Source organism: Vibrio sp. YT-19(2023) (genome assembly GCF_033337395.1).
The window spans coordinates 52,956-72,379 of sequence record NZ_JAWOQN010000022.1 but is presented as its reverse complement, the minus strand read 5'-3'; the positions used below and the strand labels follow the sequence as shown (position 1 = coordinate 72,379).

At 46.8% G+C, this 19,424-nt stretch carries 18 protein-coding genes; 12 read left to right on the top strand and 6 right to left on the bottom strand.

All coding sequences use genetic code 11. The annotated features are described in order from the left end of the window. Positions 1-13: 13 nt before the first annotated feature. Both trhA and R7E78_RS16685 read right to left on the bottom strand, forming a co-directional pair. Complete coding sequence (gene trhA / locus R7E78_RS16690) at positions 14-667, bottom strand: PAQR family membrane homeostasis protein TrhA (protein ID WP_005386658.1); 654 nt, start codon at positions 665-667, stop codon at positions 14-16. A gap of 70 nt (positions 668-737) precedes the next feature. Continuing rightward, complete coding sequence (locus R7E78_RS16685; protein ID WP_005379045.1) at positions 738-1,544, bottom strand: sporulation protein; 807 nt, start codon at positions 1,542-1,544, stop codon at positions 738-740. A gap of 296 nt (positions 1,545-1,840) precedes the next feature. On the opposite strand from R7E78_RS16685, the gene R7E78_RS16680 reads away from it, so the two are divergent. The 5 genes from R7E78_RS16680 (at position 1,841) to R7E78_RS16660 (ending at position 5,848) form a co-directional block, all read left to right on the top strand. After that, positions 1,841-2,008: a hypothetical protein gene (locus tag R7E78_RS16680; RefSeq protein WP_005379043.1), complete on the top strand. Its 168-nt coding sequence runs from the start codon at positions 1,841-1,843 to the stop codon at positions 2,006-2,008. Between the two features lie 166 nt (positions 2,009-2,174). Next, on the top strand, positions 2,175-2,441 hold the full coding sequence (locus tag R7E78_RS16675) for a YihD family protein (protein ID WP_318058077.1): 267 nt from the start codon (positions 2,175-2,177) through the stop codon (positions 2,439-2,441). A gap of 308 nt (positions 2,442-2,749) precedes the next feature. Then, positions 2,750-4,171, top strand: coding sequence for a cytochrome c oxidase accessory protein CcoG (ccoG, locus tag R7E78_RS16670; RefSeq protein ID WP_017821570.1), 1,422 nt, complete (start codon positions 2,750-2,752; stop codon positions 4,169-4,171). A gap of 53 nt (positions 4,172-4,224) precedes the next feature. Further along, positions 4,225-5,211: a serine/threonine protein kinase gene (locus R7E78_RS16665; protein WP_005379037.1), complete on the top strand. Its 987-nt coding sequence runs from the start codon at positions 4,225-4,227 to the stop codon at positions 5,209-5,211. 34 nt (positions 5,212-5,245) lie between these two features. Then, on the top strand, positions 5,246-5,848 hold the full coding sequence (locus R7E78_RS16660; RefSeq protein WP_005379036.1) for a thiol:disulfide interchange protein DsbA/DsbL: 603 nt from the start codon (positions 5,246-5,248) through the stop codon (positions 5,846-5,848). A 46-nt stretch (positions 5,849-5,894) separates the two neighbouring features. Here the strand turns inward: R7E78_RS16660 and R7E78_RS16655 are convergent, their stop codons facing one another. After that, entirely contained in the window at positions 5,895-6,773 is an 879-nt protein-coding gene (locus tag R7E78_RS16655; RefSeq protein ID WP_137282462.1) for an acyltransferase, read from the bottom strand. Between the two features lie 149 nt (positions 6,774-6,922). Between R7E78_RS16655 and R7E78_RS16650 the strand changes: the two genes are divergently transcribed. Beyond that, the gene (locus R7E78_RS16650) at positions 6,923-7,879 is read left to right on the top strand and encodes a DUF2860 domain-containing protein (protein ID WP_005379034.1); all 957 of its coding nucleotides are present in this window, start codon (positions 6,923-6,925) and stop codon (positions 7,877-7,879) included. Positions 7,880-7,934: 55 nt separating this feature from the next. Here R7E78_RS16650 and R7E78_RS16645 read toward each other — a convergent pair whose 3' ends face one another. Then, positions 7,935-9,458 carry a YifB family Mg chelatase-like AAA ATPase gene (locus tag R7E78_RS16645; RefSeq protein ID WP_005383862.1) on the bottom strand — a complete coding sequence of 508 codons (1,524 nt, stop codon included), beginning with the start codon at positions 9,456-9,458 and terminating at the stop codon, positions 7,935-7,937. 465 nt (positions 9,459-9,923) lie between these two features. Between R7E78_RS16645 and ilvG the strand changes: the two genes are divergently transcribed. From ilvG to ilvA, 5 genes are read left to right on the top strand one after another with little or no spacing between them, the layout of a single operon-like run. Next, positions 9,924-11,570: an acetolactate synthase 2 catalytic subunit gene (gene ilvG, locus R7E78_RS16640; RefSeq protein ID WP_005378960.1), complete on the top strand. Its 1,647-nt coding sequence runs from the start codon at positions 9,924-9,926 to the stop codon at positions 11,568-11,570. A gap of 11 nt (positions 11,571-11,581) precedes the next feature. Further along, entirely contained in the window at positions 11,582-11,866 is a 285-nt protein-coding gene (gene ilvM / locus R7E78_RS16635; protein ID WP_005378958.1) for an acetolactate synthase 2 small subunit, read from the top strand. A 12-nt stretch (positions 11,867-11,878) separates the two neighbouring features. Beyond that, positions 11,879-12,817: a branched-chain-amino-acid transaminase gene (gene ilvE, locus R7E78_RS16630; RefSeq protein ID WP_005378953.1), complete on the top strand. Its 939-nt coding sequence runs from the start codon at positions 11,879-11,881 to the stop codon at positions 12,815-12,817. Between the two features lie 13 nt (positions 12,818-12,830). Continuing rightward, a complete protein-coding gene (ilvD, locus tag R7E78_RS16625; protein ID WP_222712607.1) occupies positions 12,831-14,672 on the top strand; it encodes a dihydroxy-acid dehydratase in 1,842 nt (613 codons plus the stop codon). 2 nt (positions 14,673-14,674) lie between these two features. Then, positions 14,675-16,222, top strand: coding sequence for a threonine ammonia-lyase, biosynthetic (gene ilvA, locus R7E78_RS16620; RefSeq protein ID WP_053304042.1), 1,548 nt, complete (start codon positions 14,675-14,677; stop codon positions 16,220-16,222). Between the two features lie 54 nt (positions 16,223-16,276). On the opposite strand, the gene punR is transcribed toward ilvA, so the two are convergent. Next, positions 16,277-17,179: a DNA-binding transcriptional activator PunR gene (gene punR / locus R7E78_RS16615; RefSeq protein ID WP_213872076.1), complete on the bottom strand. Its 903-nt coding sequence runs from the start codon at positions 17,177-17,179 to the stop codon at positions 16,277-16,279. 152 nt (positions 17,180-17,331) lie between these two features. Between punR and punC the strand changes: the two genes are divergently transcribed. Continuing rightward, complete coding sequence (gene punC / locus R7E78_RS16610) at positions 17,332-18,537, top strand: purine nucleoside transporter PunC (RefSeq protein ID WP_308386944.1); 1,206 nt, start codon at positions 17,332-17,334, stop codon at positions 18,535-18,537. Positions 18,538-18,581: 44 nt separating this feature from the next. On the opposite strand, the gene R7E78_RS16605 is transcribed toward punC, so the two are convergent. Continuing rightward, entirely contained in the window at positions 18,582-19,358 is a 777-nt protein-coding gene (locus tag R7E78_RS16605) for a transporter substrate-binding domain-containing protein (RefSeq protein WP_318058076.1), read from the bottom strand. Positions 19,359-19,424 lie beyond the last annotated feature (66 nt).

The window sequence follows — 19,424 nt, the reverse complement described above, 5'->3', positions numbered from 1 at the left end:
TTGAGCCTATCGGCTAGATAGGCTCAACAAAGTAATAAATAGCAAAGAAATGGCACACGCAGCCAGCCAAAACAAAGCCGTGCCAAATCGCATGGTTAAAGGGAATGCGCTTCGCAACGTAGAAAATCACCCCCAGTGAATACACAATTCCACCAGCGGCAAGCAGTGTAAGTCCGCCGACATCCAAGTTAATAGCTAATTGATAAATCACAATCAACGATAACCATCCCATCACCAAGTACGTCATCAAAGAAAGCTTTTTAAATCGATAGACGAACGCAACTTTCATGATGATGCCGATCAACGCAATGCTCCAAATAACGATCATCAACCCAAATGCTAGAGGTGTTCTTAAGCTGACTAACAAGAAAGGGGTATAGCTGCCTGCTATCAAAAGATAAATAGCACAGTGGTCGAAGGTTTTTAGCCAACGTTTCGCTTTGGGATAAGGGATCGCATGATAGAGCGTCGAGGCCAAAAATAGCACGATAATACTCGCACCATAAATCGCCATACTGGTAAGCGTTAAAGTGTCAGCTTGATGGTCTATGGCTTTAACTAACAGCAGTATCAAGCCAACAATACCAAAAATCATCCCTATACCGTGGGTGATGGTATTGGCCAGTTCTTCACGTTGACTGTATTGAGGTTTCTGCAGTTCGGACATCAATGCGCCTATACTAGAGTTTGAAATTTGCTCTAGTATGGCACATTAGGCTTACACGTGTAAGCTTAAATTAAGACTCATGAACGGCAGTAGTTTGATCGAGATAATTGAGTACCAGTTCGCCAACTTGATCTGGCTTAGTCGTGGCAGGGATGGTCAGCTCTCGCTTGAGTTTGCCACTACCCAGTAAGCTCGCGAGCATGCCACCTTGCCCCTTGCGTGTGCGGTCAACTTCAAACCATAACTTGAGCTCTTGCTCACTGCGGTGGGCAACAAATTCTAATTCGCGCCACACGCCGTGGTAAGGTCCGTCGGTTGGCACCAGCTCAAACTCTTGCACAAATGGTAGATCGAATCCTTTCACTTCCTCGCATTCCACCTGGCGAATTCGTAAACCTTGCGCTTCAAATGCAGATAGTACCGCATCCATCAGTGGATCAGGTCGAACGGTGAGGATGTCTTTATCAGTCGGATCCAAAGCAGCAGCAACGTCTAAGCCGGTTTCTAACCATACTTTGGCATCACCAATGGTGACAGGCGTGTTCCAAGGCACATCGAGCTTAACATCGAAGGTACGCTCTTCGCCGGAATGGATGGTAAATGCGTAAGGGAGACTCCACTTAGCAAGCACATGAGTTTGAGGTACTCGGCGCATGCTGTGTCCTTCTCGCGCACCACGGTCATCAGGGGCTTCTGCGATGTAGCGGCAACAGAGTTTTAAATCAATGTTGTCGATCGCTTGTTCAGTCGCACCACCATATACATGGATCGACACATCCACACTTTGACCTGGGTATAGCACGTCTTGGTTTAAGATTGAGTCTACCTTCGCGCTCCCAATCCCAAAACTGGCAAGTGTCTTCTTCAAAAATGACATAGGCACCTCCTTCATCGAGATCTCATACTACTACTGCTGATCGTGGGATCAAACAAAAATTGCCTCGAACATCGCGACAAAATGACAAAATCTAAACAATTCAATTGCTCAACTATCGACCAATTATTACAAGGATGCTAATCTTACACTTGATATGCATGCATATCGGTATTCCTGACTCATTAACTGGATTGGCGAGAGCCAGAAGAGTGATTCTTCAATCTTGTTGGAGCCTAGCTCATAATGATTCAGGCCATTACATCGGCAATGGATATGCCTGACAGTTAGGTAAATTAATGCGCCCAACAACAGTCAGGTTCGCACACACTAATACTAGTGCAATGCGCCGCCGCAGTGGCTTTACTACTGCACCAAAGGCAAAGCAAGTTGCGCCAGCAATGACATTGGTTGAGAAGACAGCAATGATGTCGAGTGTTCCGGCCAAAGTTATCAAAGCAGCTTAATCAAAAGCGCGGCGCCAGCTGCGCTTTTTTCTTTGCACGCGACTCATAAAGCTTCAAAGACTTAGAACAAACTACAGTGAAAGAGATAGTTTTTCCTATTTGGTCTTCGCAAAGCAATTTGGTACCTTTACTGCTAATTACACCTATAAATTCTGTGGAGAAAGAAATGAAGTGTCATCGCATTGAAGAGCTGCTTGAGCTACTAGAGCCTGAATGGCATAAAGATCAAGAGCTGAACCTCTTGCAGTTCATCGTTGAGCTGGCAAAAGAAGCAGGCTACAAAGGAAAGCTAGAAGATCTGACCGACGATGTACTGATCTACCACCTTAAAATGCGTAATAGCAGCAAAGATGAAATGATCCCTGGACTCAAAAAAGACCAAGAGGACGATTTTAAAACGGCGATCCTACTCGCTCGTGGCATCATCAAATAACCAGCTCAACAGCCAGTATTCTTTAAGCGACTCTCTCTGTGAGTCGCTTTTTTATAACCAAAGTTTTTAGTCCCACAATTGGTTATAACTGTTCAGCCAATTATCAGGTTAACTGTACTGATTTTTGTTGTTAAACATTGACTGCGTTAAAGAAACGGAATTGTTATTGATTGTATAATCGCCGTTCATCAGTATTTACTAAAATAATTATGTTCGGTCATCTTTATGACGGAACGAGCAGCAATGTCATCGAGCGACATCAATAGAAATGACGCCGTACATTATAAAAGCCTAAGAAGGATGAGTGCATGAGTCAGGACAAGATCGATATCAAAGATGTGACTCCTAAAACCTATAATCCCAAAACCCATAAAGGAAACGGGGATCGGTTTAACCCAAGTAATCGCATCTATGTACGCGAAAGCAAAGGGACTTACCAGAAACTACGTCGTTACGGTGGTTGGTTCTTACTACTTCTCTTCGCTTTGATACCGTGGATTCCTTACGGTGAACGTCAAGCGATCTTACTTGATATTGGCAACCAGCAGTTCAACTTTTTCGGTACCACCCTGTACCCACAAGATCTTACCCTACTCGCCTTGCTGTTTGTGATCGCGGCGTTTGGGTTGTTCTTTATTACCACCTTCTTAGGTCGGGTTTGGTGTGGCTATCTCTGCCCACAAACCGTCTGGACCTTCATGTATATCTGGTTTGAAGAGAAGCTCGAAGGTAGTGCCAATAAACGCCGTAAACAAGACTCCAATAAGCTGACGGCGAATTTAGCGATGCGTAAAACCGTCAAACATATAGCTTGGTTTGCCATTGCACTCGCCACTGGTTTTACTTTTGTTGGCTACTTCGTACCAATGAAGCAATTGGTTATCGACTTTTTCACCTTTAACGCCAACTTCTGGCCCGTCTTTTGGGTAATGTTCTTTGCCATTTGTACTTATGGTAATGCTGGTTGGATGCGTTCCATCATGTGTATTCACATGTGTCCTTACGCGCGCTTCCAGTCTGCCATGTTTGATAAAGACACCTTCATCGTTGGCTACGATGCAAAACGTGGGGAAAAACGTGGTCCACGTCCGCGTAAAGCCGATCCAAAGCAACTTGGTTTGGGTGATTGTATTGATTGTGATTTGTGTGTGCAGGTGTGCCCAACAGGTATCGATATTCGTGACGGCTTGCAGTATGAATGTATCAACTGTGGCGCCTGTATTGATGCGTGTGATAACACCATGGATCGCATGGGCTACGAGAAAGGCCTAATTAGTTATACCACCGAGCATCGCTTATCGGGTAAGAGTACCAAAGTCATGCGTCCGAAGCTGCTAGGCTATGGTGCCGTACTACTCGTCATGGTCGGTCTTTTCTTTGCCCAAATTGCAGCGGTAGACCCAGCCGGCATGAGTGTTATTCGCGACCGTAACCAACTGTTCCGCGTTAATGGCTCGGGAGAAGTAGAAAACACCTACACCCTCAAGGTGATCAACAAAACTCAGCAAGTGCAAGAGTACTCGTTGGATGTTGAAGGGCTATCCGATGTAAGCTGGTATGGTAAGCAGACAATTCAGGTCCAGCCAGGTGAGGTATTGAACCTGCCAATGAGTCTTGGTGCCGATCCTGACAAGCTAAACTCTGCGATTACGACAATTCAGTTTATACTCACCGATAAGAGCAACGAATTCACTATTGAAGTAGAAAGCCGTTTTATTAAAAAACTATAGCGCTACTTCAGTGACTAACGGAAAAAGGCTCAGTAATGAGCCTTTTTGTTTATATGTCCCAAAGTATGTTTAACTTTGACGCCCTTACCCCAGACTTTATGTGGTACGCGTTAGAAAGCATCGGCGTTCGCGCAGAATCAGGCTTTCTTCCCCTCAATAGCTACGAAAACCGTGTTTATCAATTCACTGACGAAGAGCGTCGTCGTTATGTCGTCAAGTTTTACCGTCCTGAACGTTGGAGCAATGAACAGATCCAAGAGGAACACGACTTTACTTTAGAACTGATTGGCAATGAGATCCCCGTCGCACCACCTGTGCGCATCAACGGTGAAACCCTGCATCACTATCAAGGCTATGCTTTTGCGCTGTTTGATAGCGTGGGTGGTCGCCAATACGAGGTTGACAATTTAGATCAGCTCGAAGGTGTAGGGCGTTTCCTTGGCCGAATCCATAAAGTCGGCAGCCGCCAAGCCTTCCAACATCGTCCTACTATTGGCTTACAAGAATACCTGTATCAACCAAGAGAGATTCTGCAAAACGCCAATATGATTCCAATGCACTTGGAGAACAGCTTCTTCAATGACTTGGATATGCTGATCAAATCAATTGAAAGCCACTGGCAAGAAGGTTTCAATATGATTCGTTTGCATGGCGATTGCCACCCAGGCAATATTTTGTGGCGAGATGGCCCTATGTTTGTTGATTTGGATGACGCTCGTAACGGCCCTGCAGTACAAGACTTATGGATGCTACTGAACGGTGAACGCCAAGACAAACTGATGCAGTTGGATATTGTTTTAGAGGCTTACCAAGAGTTTTGCGACTTTAATCCTGCAGAATTGAAACTAATCGAGCCACTTCGCGGTCTACGAATGGTGCACTATATGGCATGGCTAGCAAAACGTTGGCATGACCCTGCATTTCCTCTCGCTTTTCCATGGTTTAATGAGCCAAAATACTGGGAAGGTCAGGTCCTTGCATTTAAAGAGCAGATCGCCGCTTTAGAAGAAGCACCGCTGTCTTTAATGCCTCAATGGTAAGTCAGGCCAAAAATTCAAAAATGGAGATATTTCGATGAAAAAACTGTTCGCACTGTTTTCTATGCTGATGTTAAGCCTGTCGGCACATGCAGCGCAATTCAAAGAAGGTGAACATTACAAAGTATTGGATCTTGAGGCATCAAAAAAACCTCTTGTGACGGAGTTTTTCTCTTTCTACTGCCCGCACTGTAATAGCTTTGAACCAGTTATCCAGCAACTGAAAAAGCAGTTGCCAGAAGGTACTAAGCTATTAAAAAACCACGTTTCTTTCATGGGTGGCAACATGGGCCCATCAATGAGCAAAGCCTACGCAACGATGGTTGCACTAAAAGTGGAAGACAAAATGGTGCCAGTGATGTTTAACCGCATCCACAATCTAAAGAAAGCACCACGTAATGATGAAGAACTTCGTCAAATCTTCCTTGATGAAGGTGTAGATGCGAAAAAATTCGATTCTGCATTCAAAGGCTTCGCGGTTGATTCAATGGTTCGCCGTATGGACAAGCAATTTGAAAACAGCGGTCTAACCGGCGTTCCTGCGGTTATCGTTAACAACAAATACCTAGTTCAAGCACAAAGCATCAAAACGATGGATGAGTACTTCTCTCTGGTGAACTACTTGCTGACACTAAAATAAGCACATCGATATCAATCAAAAGGGGAACACGTCGCTCCCCTTTTGTTTATTTGTAAATCTCTTGTAGTAACCGATCTTTTTCTTGCCACACATCCCCCAACCATTGCTGAAATTGTCGCTTATAGGGCTTATCGTTGAAGTAATCACCAAGCACTCTTTCATCAACGGGTAACACATTTACACGCACAACCACCTTGCTCATGCGACCCATCAATAAATCCTTGAACGGTTTATGCGTATTTTCTGGGTACGCCAACGTAACGTCGATAATGCTCTCGAACTGTTCCCCCATCGCCGCTAACGTGTACGCAATCCCGCCCGATTTTGGTTGCAGCAAATATTGATAGTTTGCTTTACTCTTACGCTGCTTTTCTTCGGTAAATCGAGTTCCTTCGACATAGTTAACCACTGTGGTTGGACTGTGTTTGAACTTAGCGCACGAGCGACGTGTCGTCTCTAAATCTTGACCTCGCTTATGAGGGTTGCGGATCAGATACTCTCGCGAATAGCGACGCATAAATGGCATATCGAGCGCCCAACACGCCATCCCGATGAAAGGCACATACAGCAGTTGTTGCTTGAGGAAAAACTTCGGCATGGGAATACGGTCTTTAAACACGCAGCAAAGCACAACAATATCTGTCCAACTGAGATGGTTACTGATCAGCAGATACCACCCGTCTTTTTTAAGCGCTTCACCGCCCTGAACATCCCACTCAACACGGTTAGATACCGCCAGAATGCACGCATTAACGGTAGCCCATAACCACATCACCTTATTGGCACAAGCGGTCGCTATCGCTTTTAGCTTTACGCCAGGAAGCAATATTTTAAATACAGCGATAACACAAATTGCGAGTGAACAAACCGCAGAATTGAGAATCACAAAAGAAGCGTTAAAAAAAAATAACAAATATGCCAACATGATAGTCAAACAACAGTGATAATGTGTGAAGAATAAAACAGCGTGTAATTATACTGCGCCTTTGCCACATTGGAACATGCGTGGGAATGGTCAGATTTGTTACCGCAACCAATATGTGCACCACTCATTCGACAACAAGGAGATAACGAATGAAACCAAGGCTACTTCTCTTGCCTTTGGCCTTTGTCGTCAGTTCTGCTCAGGCTCAACTCGCTGAAACCGCAGGTTTTGGCGGTGAAATTTCGCTGAATGCCGGATTCATATCATCAGAATCCAATTTCAATACAGAAAATAGTAACACCATCGATTCTCTCGATAAGCGTGCCGATAGTGACAGTTCCGTTATCGCTGCACCGCTAGGGAGTGTGACATACACCTTTGGTAGCCGACTCAACCACCAAGTTTACGCCGGTACCACACGCTCAGATGTCGCGGTAGGTACACTCGCTTTTCAGTTGGGCTATCAACACGAGCTACAATCTGGCACCGTGCTCGATGTTTCCTATCTGCCGACGGTACTCAAAGGCGAAACTTGGCGCAACCCTTATCAAGTAGGAACCGCACGTAAAGAGACGGATGTTGACGGCAATGCATATCGCTTTCAGATCAAAGGGTTAATTGATAAGAACTTCAACCTTGATCTTGCTTATGCTGATAAAGACATCGAGCAGGAGGAAGTGACAGACCGCTCACTTGCTCGCGATGCTAACCTTTACTATGTCAAAGGCGACTATCGCATTCCACTCAACCAAACGTCTATGTTGCAACCCGCTTTCACCTACATCAATCAAGATGCCGACGGTAAGGCGGAATCATTTGATTCATACGGGTTTGACATCAGCTGGTTTAAATTTATCAACCGCCATCGATTGGCCCTCACAGCGGGTTATGCATGGAAAGACTATCAAGCCGCTAGCCAAACTTTTGCTAAAACACGAAATGACGACACCATCAGCCTATTTGCGGCCTACGAATATCAAAATGTATTTGACTGGCAAGACTGGTCGTTCATTTCTTTAGCCGGCTATAGCCAAACTGACTCGAATATCACGTTTTATGAGGAGAAAGAGTACCTATTGTCGCTTGGTCTCAACTACACCTTCTAACGCCCTTCATCGCAACAAGGTGCTTACAACACTTGTTGCGATGACACTTTGCTGTCTATACCGCTTGCGCCGTAAGCTGTTTCAGCAAACGGTCCATCGCTCGATACCCAAGTGCCTCGGCCAAGTGCGTTCGTTCAATTTGCTCCGCCCCATCCAGATCGGCGATTGTTCGCGCCACTTTGATAATACGATGATATGCACGAATCGAGAGTCCTAAACGATGCAAAGCGGTCTCAAGAAACTCAGCATCACTCTTATGCAAGGGACAAAACGCCTCAATTTCTCGACTACCTAGCAGTGCATTGACCTTACCACTGCGGTTTAGCATATTGTTACGCGCATGGCTCACACGCGCTTTTACGATAGCAGTCGGCTCACCGCGATCACCTCCTTCTGCTAATGTCCCTTTGGGCAAAGCTGGGATTTCTAAAGACATATCAAAGCGATCTAACAGTGGTCCAGATAATCGACCAAGGTAGCGCAAAATAGCTTGTGGATTGGTGCGCGCTTGATTGCCTTCGTAATATCCTGTCGGGCTTGGGTTCAATGCTCCAACTAATTGGAAACGAGCCGGAAAGCGTGTTTTACCTTGCGCTCGAGAGATAATGATCTCGCCAGATTCGAGCGGTTCGCGTAACGAGTCCAGAACTTTACGATCAAATTCGGGCATTTCATCGAGAAACAATAACCCGTTGTGGGCTAAAGAGATCTCCCCTGGTCTGGGTACCGAACCACCGCCGACTAATGCCGCCATTGAACTTGAATGATGCGGAGAACGAAACGGACGCGACTTCCAGTTATGCTCATTAATTTCACTCTGAGTCAACGATGCCACCGAAGCGGTTTCCATTGCTTCTTCGTCACTCATTTCCGGTAATAAGTCACACAAACGCGAAGCCAACATCGTTTTTCCAGTACCTGGCGGGCCAAGGAAAAGTAAGTTGTGGTTTCCAGCGGCAGCAATCTCCAGTGCTCGCTTACCTTGTTGTTGGCCAATAATATCTTGTAAGTCTCGACCATGTTTTTCGATCGTTTTTCGCTTAGGCGTTTGAAAAAGATTCAGTCGATGTTGACCACAAAGCTCGGCACATACTTCCAGTAATGATTGGGCCGATTTATGTTGTTCCTTCCCCACTAGCGCCGCCTGATCGCCATTCACATGTGGGACGACCAAATGACGTTGAATCTTACTGGCTTCCAGCGCAGCAGGCAGCACACCTTTTACAGGTCTCAGACCACCAGATAGTGCTAACTCACCAACAAATTCGTAGTTTTTGAGCTTATCTGTCGCGATTTGCTCCGAAGCGGCCAAAATTCCCAATGCAATAGGAAGATCAAAACGCCCTCCCTCCTTGGGTAGATCTGCCGGAGCCAAGTTCACGGTGATCCGCTTAGCAGGAAATTGAAAGTTAGAATTAATGATCGCACTGCGTACGCGATCTTTGGACTCTTTTACCGTTGTCTCTGGCAAGCCTACTAAGGTAAACCCTGGCATGCCGTTGCTGATATGAACTTCTACACTAACCGATGGCGCTTGCACCCCGACGCTTGCTCGACTATGAATGATTGCCAGCCCCATACGTTCCTCAATTTTTTTGAACACTCTGTAAACAAATGTTTTATCTGGTTGGTTATGTTATATACCGCGTCCCAATTGAGAGTTAATGTGAAAAAAGAATGACTTTTTGCTTGTCATGCAGCGGAATTGTGTGATACCACTAATGACGCAAACAATTTCGTAGAACATTACACAACATTTTTTAACGAAAAAAGAACGACAGACAGATGAACCTTTTCGCTCATATCAACGCACTGCTAGCCCTGATTATCGTGGTCATTATTGGCACCGCGCGGGGTATTGTGGGCGAAAGGTAACCACAAATTACAAAAAACCCCCGCACTGAAAAGTCCGGGGGTTTTTTTACAACTACAAGTTGTCATCTGTCTAACCCTCGGACAGTTTAACGGGAAGAATGGGAGTGCACATGAAGTGCAATAAATATGGCAATCGCTACGAGCCACAACGTAGCAAAGGAGGTTTACGATGACTGGTGCACAACTTGTCGTAGCCGCTTTAAGACAGCAAGGCATCGAAACCGTTTTTGGCTACCCCGGCGGGGCCATCATGCCAATCTATGATGCTTTGTATGACGGTGGGGTGGAACACATCCTATGCCGTCACGAGCAAGGGGCCGCTATGGCAGCTATCGGGATGGCTCGTTCCACTCAAGACGTTGCTGTGTGCATGGCAACTTCTGGCCCAGGAGCCACTAACCTTGTTACCGGCCTTGCCGACGCTTTCCTTGACTCCGTACCTCTAGTTGCCATCACAGGCCAGGTTGCTAGCTCTCATATCGGTACCGATGCATTCCAAGAAATGGATGTGATCGGAATGTCCCTAGCCTGTACTAAGCACAGCTATCTCGTGACCGAAATTGAAGATCTAGCTCCGACACTTGCCGAAGCCTTTGAGGTCGCAAAAACCGGTCGTCCGGGTCCAGTCATTGTCGATATCGCCAAAGACGTTCAACTCGCTCAAGCACCCACAGACCTTCTTCCTCCATACATAGCACCAGCAATCGAAGATGTCAGCGCTGAAGATATCAAACGTGCGCAAGATGTGCTGGCAGCATCTACTCGCCCAGTGTTGTATGTTGGTGGTGGCGTGCAACTTGCGAAAGCAACCGATGCAGTACGCGAATTTCTTCGCTTAAACCCAATGCCTGCAGTTAGCACATTAAAAGGCCTCGGTACCATTGAACGCCATGATCCCCACTATCTTGGTATGTTGGGTATGCATGGCACCAAAGCCGCCAACCTAGTGGTTCAAGAAGCTGATCTATTGATTGTGGTTGGCGCGCGTTTTGATGACCGTGTGACGGGTAAGCTCGATACGTTTGCACCAAATGCGAAAGTGATTCACATCGACATTGATGCTGCGGAGATTCATAAACTGCGCCACGCCAACGCACCATTACGTGGCGACATCAACACCATTCTCCCTCAGCTAGAACTGACTCAAGATATCTCACCGTGGGTTCATCACAGTGAAAGTCTGCGCAGCGGCTTTAAGTGGCGTTACGACCACCCGGGCGAGTTAATCTACGCACCGCTATTGCTTAAACAGCTGTCTGACATGATGCCAGATAGCTCAATTGTCTCGACCGACGTCGGTCAGCACCAGATGTGGGCAGCGCAACATATCCAGCCACGCGAACCACAAAATTTCATCACTTCTGCTGGCCTTGGCACCATGGGCTTTGGCTTGCCAGCGGCGATGGGTGCTGCAGTCGCACGTCCTGATGATCAGTCTATCCTTATTACAGGTGACGGTTCATTTATGATGAACGTTCAGGAATTGGGCACGCTGAAGCGTCGTCAGATTCCAGTGAAGATTGTCCTTCTTAATAACCAACGTCTTGGCATGGTTCGCCAATGGCAGTCATTGTTCTTTGACGGTCGCCACAGTGAAACCATTCTTGATGACAACCCAGATTTCGTGATGTTAGCAAAAGCGTTCGATATCCCGGGCAAAACCATCACCAAGAAAGAAGAAGTCGAACCTGCTCTCAAAGAGATGCTAGCGAGTGAAACTTCTTACATGCTTCACGTTTTGATTGATGAAGAAGAAAACGTGTGGCCATTGGTGCCACCTGGCGCATCAAACAGTGATATGTTGGAAAATACATAGGAGACAATCGCATGGACAGATATTTACTCGACATCAAAGCCGATGACAAACCGGTACTGTTGGAGCGCGTTCTACGTGTGATTCGTCACCGAGGCTTCGTGATCAAACAAGTCGCTGCTACGCAAAACCACGAAAGCAAAGTAGCCAGCGTCGAGATCATCGTCGACAGCGATCGACCAATCTCGTTTTTGATCAATCAAATAGAGAAGTTGTGGGACGTTCGTAAGGTTGAGGTGCTAAAAATCCGCAACGATGAACTGCCAAATCACAACTTACAACAACACGTAAGTGCATAAGGAAGGCAACAAATGGCAACGAAAACTGCAGATTTCATTTGGTTTAATGGTGAGATGGTTCCATGGGCAGAGGCGAACGTTCACGTTCTGACTCACGCAATGCACTATGGTACATCCGTGTTTGAAGGCGTGCGCTGTTACAACACACCAAAAGGCCCAATTGTCTTCCGTCACCGTGAGCATGCACAACGTCTAAAAGATTCTGCCAAGATTTACCGCTTTCCGATCCCTTTCTCTGTAGAAGAAATCATGGAAGCGACCCGCGAAACACTGCGCCAAAACAAACTCGACAGCGCTTACATTCGTCCATTGGGTTTTGTCGGTAATGTTGGCTTAGGCGTATGTCCACCAGTTGGCACTGAGATGGATCTAATCATTGCAGCATTTCCTTGGGGCTCTTACTTAGGCGAAGAAGCGCTAGAAAAAGGTGTCGATGCGATGATTTCAAGCTGGAACCGCGCTGCGCCAAACACCATCCCAACTGCGGCTAAAGCAGGCGGTAACTACCTATCTTCACTACTGGTTGGTGGTGAAGCGCGTCGTCACGGTTACGACGAAGGTATTGCGCTAAGCGTAGATGGTTACCTATCGGAAGGGGCTGGTGAAAACATCTTCGTTATCAAAGATGGCGTAATCACCACACCACCAGCAACTAGCGCGATTCTACCGGGCATCACTCGTGACTCGATCATGACAATTGCACGCGATAAAGGCTACGAAGTACGTGAAGCGAACATTGCTCGTGAAGCCCTTTACCTTGCCGATGAAGTCTTCATGACAGGTACAGCGGCTGAGATTGTACCAGTGGCAACCATCGACAAGATTGAAGTGGGAACTGGTAAGCGCGGCCCTATCACTAAAGAACTACAAGCAGCCTACTTTGGCCTATTTGACGGCACCACGGAAGATAAGTGGGGCTGGTTAGACTATGTGTACCCAGAACAGAAGTAAGAAGGATTAGGAAATGCCAAAATATAGATCAGCTACCACCACACATGGTCGTAACATGGCGGGTGCACGAGCACTGTGGCGTGCAACGGGTGTGAAAGAAGAAGACTTCGGTAAACCAATCATCGCCGTTGTAAACTCGTTTACTCAATTTGTTCCGGGTCACGTACACCTGAAAGACATGGGTCAGCTTGTAGCACGCGAAATCGAAAAAGCTGGCGGTATTGCGAAAGAATTCAACACCATCGCGGTTGATGATGGTATTGCAATGGGTCACGGCGGCATGCTGTACTCACTGCCTTCACGCGAACTTATCGCAGACTCTGTGGAGTACATGGTCAACGCGCACTGTGCCGATGCCATGGTATGTATCTCTAACTGTGACAAAATCACTCCGGGAATGTTGATGGCATCTATGCGTCTCAACATCCCTGTTATCTTTGTTTCTGGTGGTCCAATGGAAGCGGGTAAAACCAAGCTTTCTGATCAGATCATCAAACTAGACCTTGTAGATGCGATGATCCAAGGCGCGGATCCAAAAGTGTCTGATGAGCAAAGCGAGCAGATCGAACGCAGCGCATGTCCAACGTGTGGATCGTGTTCAGGCATGTTCACTGCAAACTCAATGAACTGTCTAACGGAAGCACTGGGTCTTTCTCAACCAGGTAACGGTTCTATGCTGGCAACGCACGCTGACCGTGAACAACTGTTCCTTAATGCAGGTCGTCGTATCGTTGAACTGACTCGTCGTTACTACGAGCAAGATGACGAATCAGCACTGCCGCGCAACATCGCTACGTTTGATGCGTTCGAAAACGCAATGGCACTGGACATCGCAATGGGCGGTTCAACCAACACCATTCTGCACCTACTTGCCGCGGCGCAAGAAGGTGAAGTGGATTTCGATATGGAAGATATCGATCGCCTATCACGTCAAGTACCACACCTATGTAAAGTGGCACCATCTACCCAGAAATATCACATGGAAGACGTACACCGCGCAGGTGGCGTCATGGCGATTCTTGGTGAGTTAGATCGTGCAGGTCTTCTACACAATGATGCGCGCACCGTGCTTGGCCTTTCGATGAAAGAGCAGCTGGCGAAATACGACATCATCCAAACTGAAGACGAAGAAGTACTTAAGTTCTACCGCGCAGGTCCTGCGGGTATTCGTACTACTCAAGCGTTCTCACAAGATTGCCGCTGGGATCGCCTTGATGACGACCGTGCGGAAGGTTGTATTCGTACTATCGATCATGCCTTTAGCCAAGAAGGTGGCCTAGCCGTTCTATCAGGCAACATCGCATTAGATGGTTGTATCGTTAAGACTGCTGGTGTGGATGAGAGCATTCATAAATTCACTGGCCCAGCCGTAGTTTTCGAAAGCCAAGAAGACGCCGTAGAAGGCATCTTGAGTGGCAAAGTAAAAGCAGGCGACGTGGTTGTTATCCGTTACGAAGGCCCTAAAGGTGGTCCGGGCATGCAAGAAATGCTTTACCCAACCACTTATCTAAAATCGATGGGCCTTGGCAAAGAGTGTGCACTTCTGACTGACGGCCGTTTCTCTGGCGGCACATCAGGTCTGTCAATCGGTCACGCCTCTCCTGAAGCAGCAAACGGCGGTGCAATTGGCCTGGTAAAAGAAGGCGATATGATCGCAATTGATATTCCAAACCGTTCAATTTCACTCCAAGTGTCTGAACAAGAACTTGCTGAGCGCCGTGCAAAACAAGACGAACTAGGCTGGAAACCAGTTGACCGCCAACGTGAAGTTTCCTTTGCACTCAAAGCGTACGCGAGTATGGCAACCAGTGCTGACAAGGGTGCAGTACGAGACAAGTCGAAGCTAGAGGGCTAGCAATGATGGAAGCTCAACCCGAAAAACAAGTGAACCAAACTGGCGCAGATTATCTGCGCCAAATCCTTCGCGCACCTGTTTATGAAGTAGCAACAGTGACGCCACTGCAAGAAATGCCTCGTTTATCTGCACGTATCGGGAATAACGTGCAGATCAAGCGTGAAGATCGCCAACCCGTACACTCGTTCAAATTGCGCGGTGCATACAACATGGTGGCGAGTTTATCTGAAGCGCAGAAAGCCGCTGGTGTCATTGCAGCATCGGCAGGTAACCACGCTCAAGGCATGGCGCTCTCTGGTACTAAGCTAGGCATCAAAACCACCATCGTGATGCCTAAAACCACACCAGACATCAAAGTCGATGCGGTACGTGGCTTCGGTGGCAATGTAGTGCTGCACGGCAGCAACTTTGATGAGGCAAAAGCGGAAGCGGAACGCCTTTCTGATCTGCATGGGTACACATTTGTCCCTCCTTTCGATCACCCACTGGTGATTGCAGGTCAAGGCACCATCGGCATGGAAATGCTGCAGCAAAATGGTCACCTTGATTACATCTTCGTCCCTGTCGGTGGTGGCGGTTTGGCTGCCGGTGTTGCGGTACTCGTGAAGCAGCTCATGCCAGAAATCAAAGTGATTGCGGTCGAGCCAGAAGATTCTTCATGCCTCAAAGCGGCATTGGATGCAGGTGAACCAGTAGTATTAGACCAGGTCAGCATGTTTGCCGATGGCGTTGCAGTAAAACGCATTGGTGAAGAGACGTTTCGTCTATGCCAAAAGTACATTGATGGCCATATTGCAGTCTCTAGCGATGAAATCTGCGCAGCAGTAAAAGACATCTTTGAAGACACTCGCGCCATTGCTGAGCCTTCGGGGGCGCTTGCTCTGGCGGGGCTGAAGAAGTTTGCTGAACAGAACAAGCTGAAAGACAAAAACCTAGGTACGGTATTGTCTGGCGCAAACACCAACTTCCACGGTCTGCGTTATGTTTCTGAACGCTGCGAGCTTGGTGAAAAACGTGAAGGTCTGCTTGCCGTCACCATCCCTGAGCGTCAAGGTGCTTTCTTTGAGTTCTGTAACCTCATTGGCGGCCGTGCCGTGACAGAGTTTAACTACCGCTACAACGATGACGCATTAGCAAATATCTTTGTCGGTGTGCGTTTGCAAGGCGGTCAGGAAGAGCTAGAACATATCATTCACGACTTACGTGATGGTGGCTACCCAGTGGTTGACCTGTCTGATGATGAAATGGCGAAACTGCACGTGCGCTACATGATTGGTGGTAAGCCGTCTAAGCCGCTTAAAGAGCGCCTCTACAGCTTTGAATTCCCAGAATATCCGGGAGCGCTACTCAAGTTCTTAAGCACACTCGGCACACACTGGAATATCAGTTTGTTCAACTACCGTAACCACGGCGCTGACTACGGACGTGTTTTATGTGGTTTCGAGTTAGATGAAAGCGATTTAGCTCAGTTTTCTGCACATTTACGTGAACTTGGCTATCAATGCAAAGACGAGACAGACAACCCATCGTATAAGTTTTTCTTGTCATAAAACGCCACATTTTAAACATATCAATGAAAACACCTCGCTAATGCGAGGTGTTTTTTATGACTGTAACCAATCTTTATGTAGCTGATTAGGCGACCCAAGATAGTCCACCATCCACTGGATCAATTTATGATTATCATCTTTGCGCCATACTAAGCAGCAGTGACTGAGCGGTTTATCATCCGGCATGACCTTCTCCACCAGCACACCATCATTGATTAAGGGTGTTGCAATATGACGTGGCATGTAACCCACGCCCACCCCATTTTTTAAACATTCAATCGCACTATACCAATTGGGCAATAATAATCGGCGCTGTTGCGAATAATGGCCAGTATGGCGTTTTGGCAGCACATTCGAAGTATCATCAAGACAGATCGCCGGAAATTGACTCACAAACTCTTCAGTAAGCACTTGTTGTCGAACGCAAGGATGAGCGGGTGACATTACAAATGCCCAATCTAATACGCCCATATCTTTGACTTCAAAATCTCCCCCAACGGGAACCGCAGATGTCGCGCCAACGACAATGTCGGCTCGACCTTGTGCTATGGCTTCCCAAGAACCATTGAAGACCTCCATATTGATCTGCAATTCAGCAAATTCAAACTCGCGATAAAAATCTTCCACTAAAGGTTTGAGTTTTTCTAACTTCACCACGTTATCTAAGGTCAGCTTTAACGTGCTTTTCCATCCTTGAGCCGCTCGCCGCGTTTGTGCTTTCACCTCTTCCATTTGACGCAGCAAAGAGCGCGCCTCGGCCATAAAAAGTTCACCCGCTGGAGTTAGCTCAACTTTCCTTGGTAAACGTCGAAACAGCACCACATCTAGATCTTGCTCGACCTGCCTTACTCCATAGCTGATGGCTGAGGGGACTTTATGCAATACCTCAGCCGCAGCGGTGAAACTGCCTAAACGGGCAACCGTATCCAGCATTTCCAAAGACGCTTTAGAGAACATGATTTAACCTTTCAAAAAATTTGATTGATAACCAACAATTTTAGCGTTTTATTTTCTCAAAATCGAAAAATAGAATAATAAGGTAAATAAATCAGGGTTGGCGCCAACTGATGTTGATTAAAAAATGATTAAATAATTTGACTGGTTGAATCATGAAAATCTCAAAACTACAGCTCATTTATCTGGCAGCATTATCGATGCTTGGCTTCGTTGCTACCGATATGTATCTGCCAGCATTCAAAGCGATGGAAATCGACTTTGCAACAGGCCCTGAGCAAATTGCGCTCTCTTTAACGGTATTCCTCGTTGGTATGGCGATTGGCCAGCTAATGTGGGGATTGGCATCCGATAAATTTGGCCATCGTAATACACTCGCAGCCGGGTTGGTGCTATTTACTATCGCGTCATTCGGTTTGGCTTTCTGTGATCAAGTATGGCAACTACTCACACTGCGCTTTATCCAAGCTATCGGTGTGTGTGCACCAGCCGTGATCTGGCAGGCTATGGTCATTAAACGCTACTCAAGCAGTAGCCAACAAATTTTTGCGACAATCATGCCACTCGTCGCGCTATCACCAGCACTAGCACCTCAATTAGGGGTTGTGTTGGCAGATAACTTCGGCTGGCACAGTATCTTTATTACGCTAACACTGGTTGGTGTCTTTTTGGTCTTTGCGACCATGGCACAAAAAGACGAGAAAGCAGAAATCAAACAAACCAGTATGTCTGCCGACATCAAAGCGCTGCTGAGTTCTAAAAAATACCTTGGCAACGTGTTTATGTTTGCGACGGCTTCAGCTGCATTCTTTGCTTACCTAACTGGGATGCCAGAAATCATGGCGCAACTGGGCTACGAAGCAAAAGATATTGGTTTGAGCTTTATCCCACAAACCATCGCGTTTATGGCTGGTGGCTACTTAGGTAAAGTAGGCGTTCGAAAATTTGGTGATGAAAAGGTTCTGCGCCAACTGATTGGCCTATTTAGTGTCGCGGCATTAATGATTTTCATTGCTTCACAGTGGGATCTGTCATCGATTTGGCCTATTCTTGCGCCATTCTGTTTGATTGCCGTTGCTAACGGCGCGCTGTACCCAATCGTGGTAAACCGTGCACTGGCCAGCGCACAACAGAGCCCTGCAACAGCAGCAGGTCTGCAAAACAGCCTGCAAATCTGTGTAAGTAGCTTCTCAAGTGCATTGGTAGCCGCAATGGCAAGCCAAGCTCAGATGGTTACTGGCATCGCAATCATCATCTGTATGAGTGGGCTGTGGATGGGATACATTCTGTCGAATCGCGAATTATCCAAGCACTTTACGACTCCTGACAACGCCCGAGTCGTGAGTGAAGACGAACTTTAATCGTTCAGATAATAAAAAGAGCCGCGCAATGCGGCTCTTTCTGTTTATAAGCTTTTCAACCCCCATTTCTTGGCAGTCTGCTTAAAAAAGCCTTGAGTCTTTTTCAACTCTACCCAGTGATTGATGTAATTAATCCATACTTGATCGTCTTGCGGCAACAACATAGCAATTGGGGTTGGTTTACGCGGTGCGGTCACTGGCACTATCGCCAACTGTTTAAACTTATCCACCAACGTCGCTGCTTCCACATTGGACGTCACCGATACATCGGCCCTGCGAGCTAGTAGTTCTTGGAAGTCGCGCGCTGGCGCTTCAATAACAATATGCTGAGCAGACGGGAAGAACTCTTTCACCATTTTTTCTTGTACCGTACCTAACGTCGCCGCGACTTTTACTTCTGGTTTATTAAAATCCGCCCAATCAGAGAATTTGGCGAGATCTTTCTTTTGCACCACAGGTACAAAGGAAAGGTAGAAATATGGCTGGCTATATCCAGCTACTTTCGCGCGAGACATGTTCAGAGATGCGCTGCCAGTAATATCGTATTCGTTGGCGGTAATGCCATTAACTAGCGTCTTCCAATCCGTGGGCACATACTCCACTTTTACACCGAGATCTTTAGCAAGTTCTGTTGTTACATCGATATCGAAGCCACGATAACTGTTTGTCGCGGGGTCTTTCATCGTCATCGGATTCCAATCTCCCGTCGTTCCAACTCGGAGTACGCCATTGTCTAAAATGGATTGAAGACGGCTTTCAGCGTGAGCGACTTGAGTCGCAGCAAGCAAACACATTCCTAGCACTAGTAAAATCTTTCTCATTTTTATTCCCTTAAAAATAATGACCTTATACGGTTTAATAATTAACCTTTATTAGAGCTCTACTGA

Coding starts and splice junctions, on each gene's coding strand:
- punR (WP_213872076.1), bottom strand. CDS start 17,179: ATGTTCTCTAAAGCGTCTTTGGAAATGCTGGATACGGTTGCCCGTTTA.
- R7E78_RS16655 (WP_137282462.1), bottom strand. CDS start 6,773: ATGTTGGCATATTTGTTATTTTTTTTTAACGCTTCTTTTGTGATTCTC.
- R7E78_RS16605 (WP_318058076.1), bottom strand. CDS start 19,358: ATGAGAAAGATTTTACTAGTGCTAGGAATGTGTTTGCTTGCTGCGACT.
- R7E78_RS16675 (WP_318058077.1), top strand. CDS start 2,175: ATGAAGTGTCATCGCATTGAAGAGCTGCTTGAGCTACTAGAGCCTGAA.
- R7E78_RS16665 (WP_005379037.1), top strand. CDS start 4,225: ATGTCCCAAAGTATGTTTAACTTTGACGCCCTTACCCCAGACTTTATG.
- ilvA (WP_053304042.1), top strand. CDS start 14,675: ATGATGGAAGCTCAACCCGAAAAACAAGTGAACCAAACTGGCGCAGAT.
- punC (WP_308386944.1), top strand. CDS start 17,332: ATGAAAATCTCAAAACTACAGCTCATTTATCTGGCAGCATTATCGATG.
- ilvG (WP_005378960.1), top strand. CDS start 9,924: ATGACTGGTGCACAACTTGTCGTAGCCGCTTTAAGACAGCAAGGCATC.
- R7E78_RS16645 (WP_005383862.1), bottom strand. CDS start 9,458: ATGGGGCTGGCAATCATTCATAGTCGAGCAAGCGTCGGGGTGCAAGCG.
- ccoG (WP_017821570.1), top strand. CDS start 2,750: ATGAGTCAGGACAAGATCGATATCAAAGATGTGACTCCTAAAACCTAT.
- ilvM (WP_005378958.1), top strand. CDS start 11,582: ATGGACAGATATTTACTCGACATCAAAGCCGATGACAAACCGGTACTG.
- R7E78_RS16650 (WP_005379034.1), top strand. CDS start 6,923: ATGAAACCAAGGCTACTTCTCTTGCCTTTGGCCTTTGTCGTCAGTTCT.
- R7E78_RS16660 (WP_005379036.1), top strand. CDS start 5,246: ATGAAAAAACTGTTCGCACTGTTTTCTATGCTGATGTTAAGCCTGTCG.
- R7E78_RS16685 (WP_005379045.1), bottom strand. CDS start 1,544: ATGTCATTTTTGAAGAAGACACTTGCCAGTTTTGGGATTGGGAGCGCG.
- R7E78_RS16680 (WP_005379043.1), top strand. CDS start 1,841: ATGCGCCCAACAACAGTCAGGTTCGCACACACTAATACTAGTGCAATG.
- ilvD (WP_222712607.1), top strand. CDS start 12,831: ATGCCAAAATATAGATCAGCTACCACCACACATGGTCGTAACATGGCG.
- trhA (WP_005386658.1), bottom strand. CDS start 667: ATGTCCGAACTGCAGAAACCTCAATACAGTCAACGTGAAGAACTGGCC.
- ilvE (WP_005378953.1), top strand. CDS start 11,879: ATGGCAACGAAAACTGCAGATTTCATTTGGTTTAATGGTGAGATGGTT.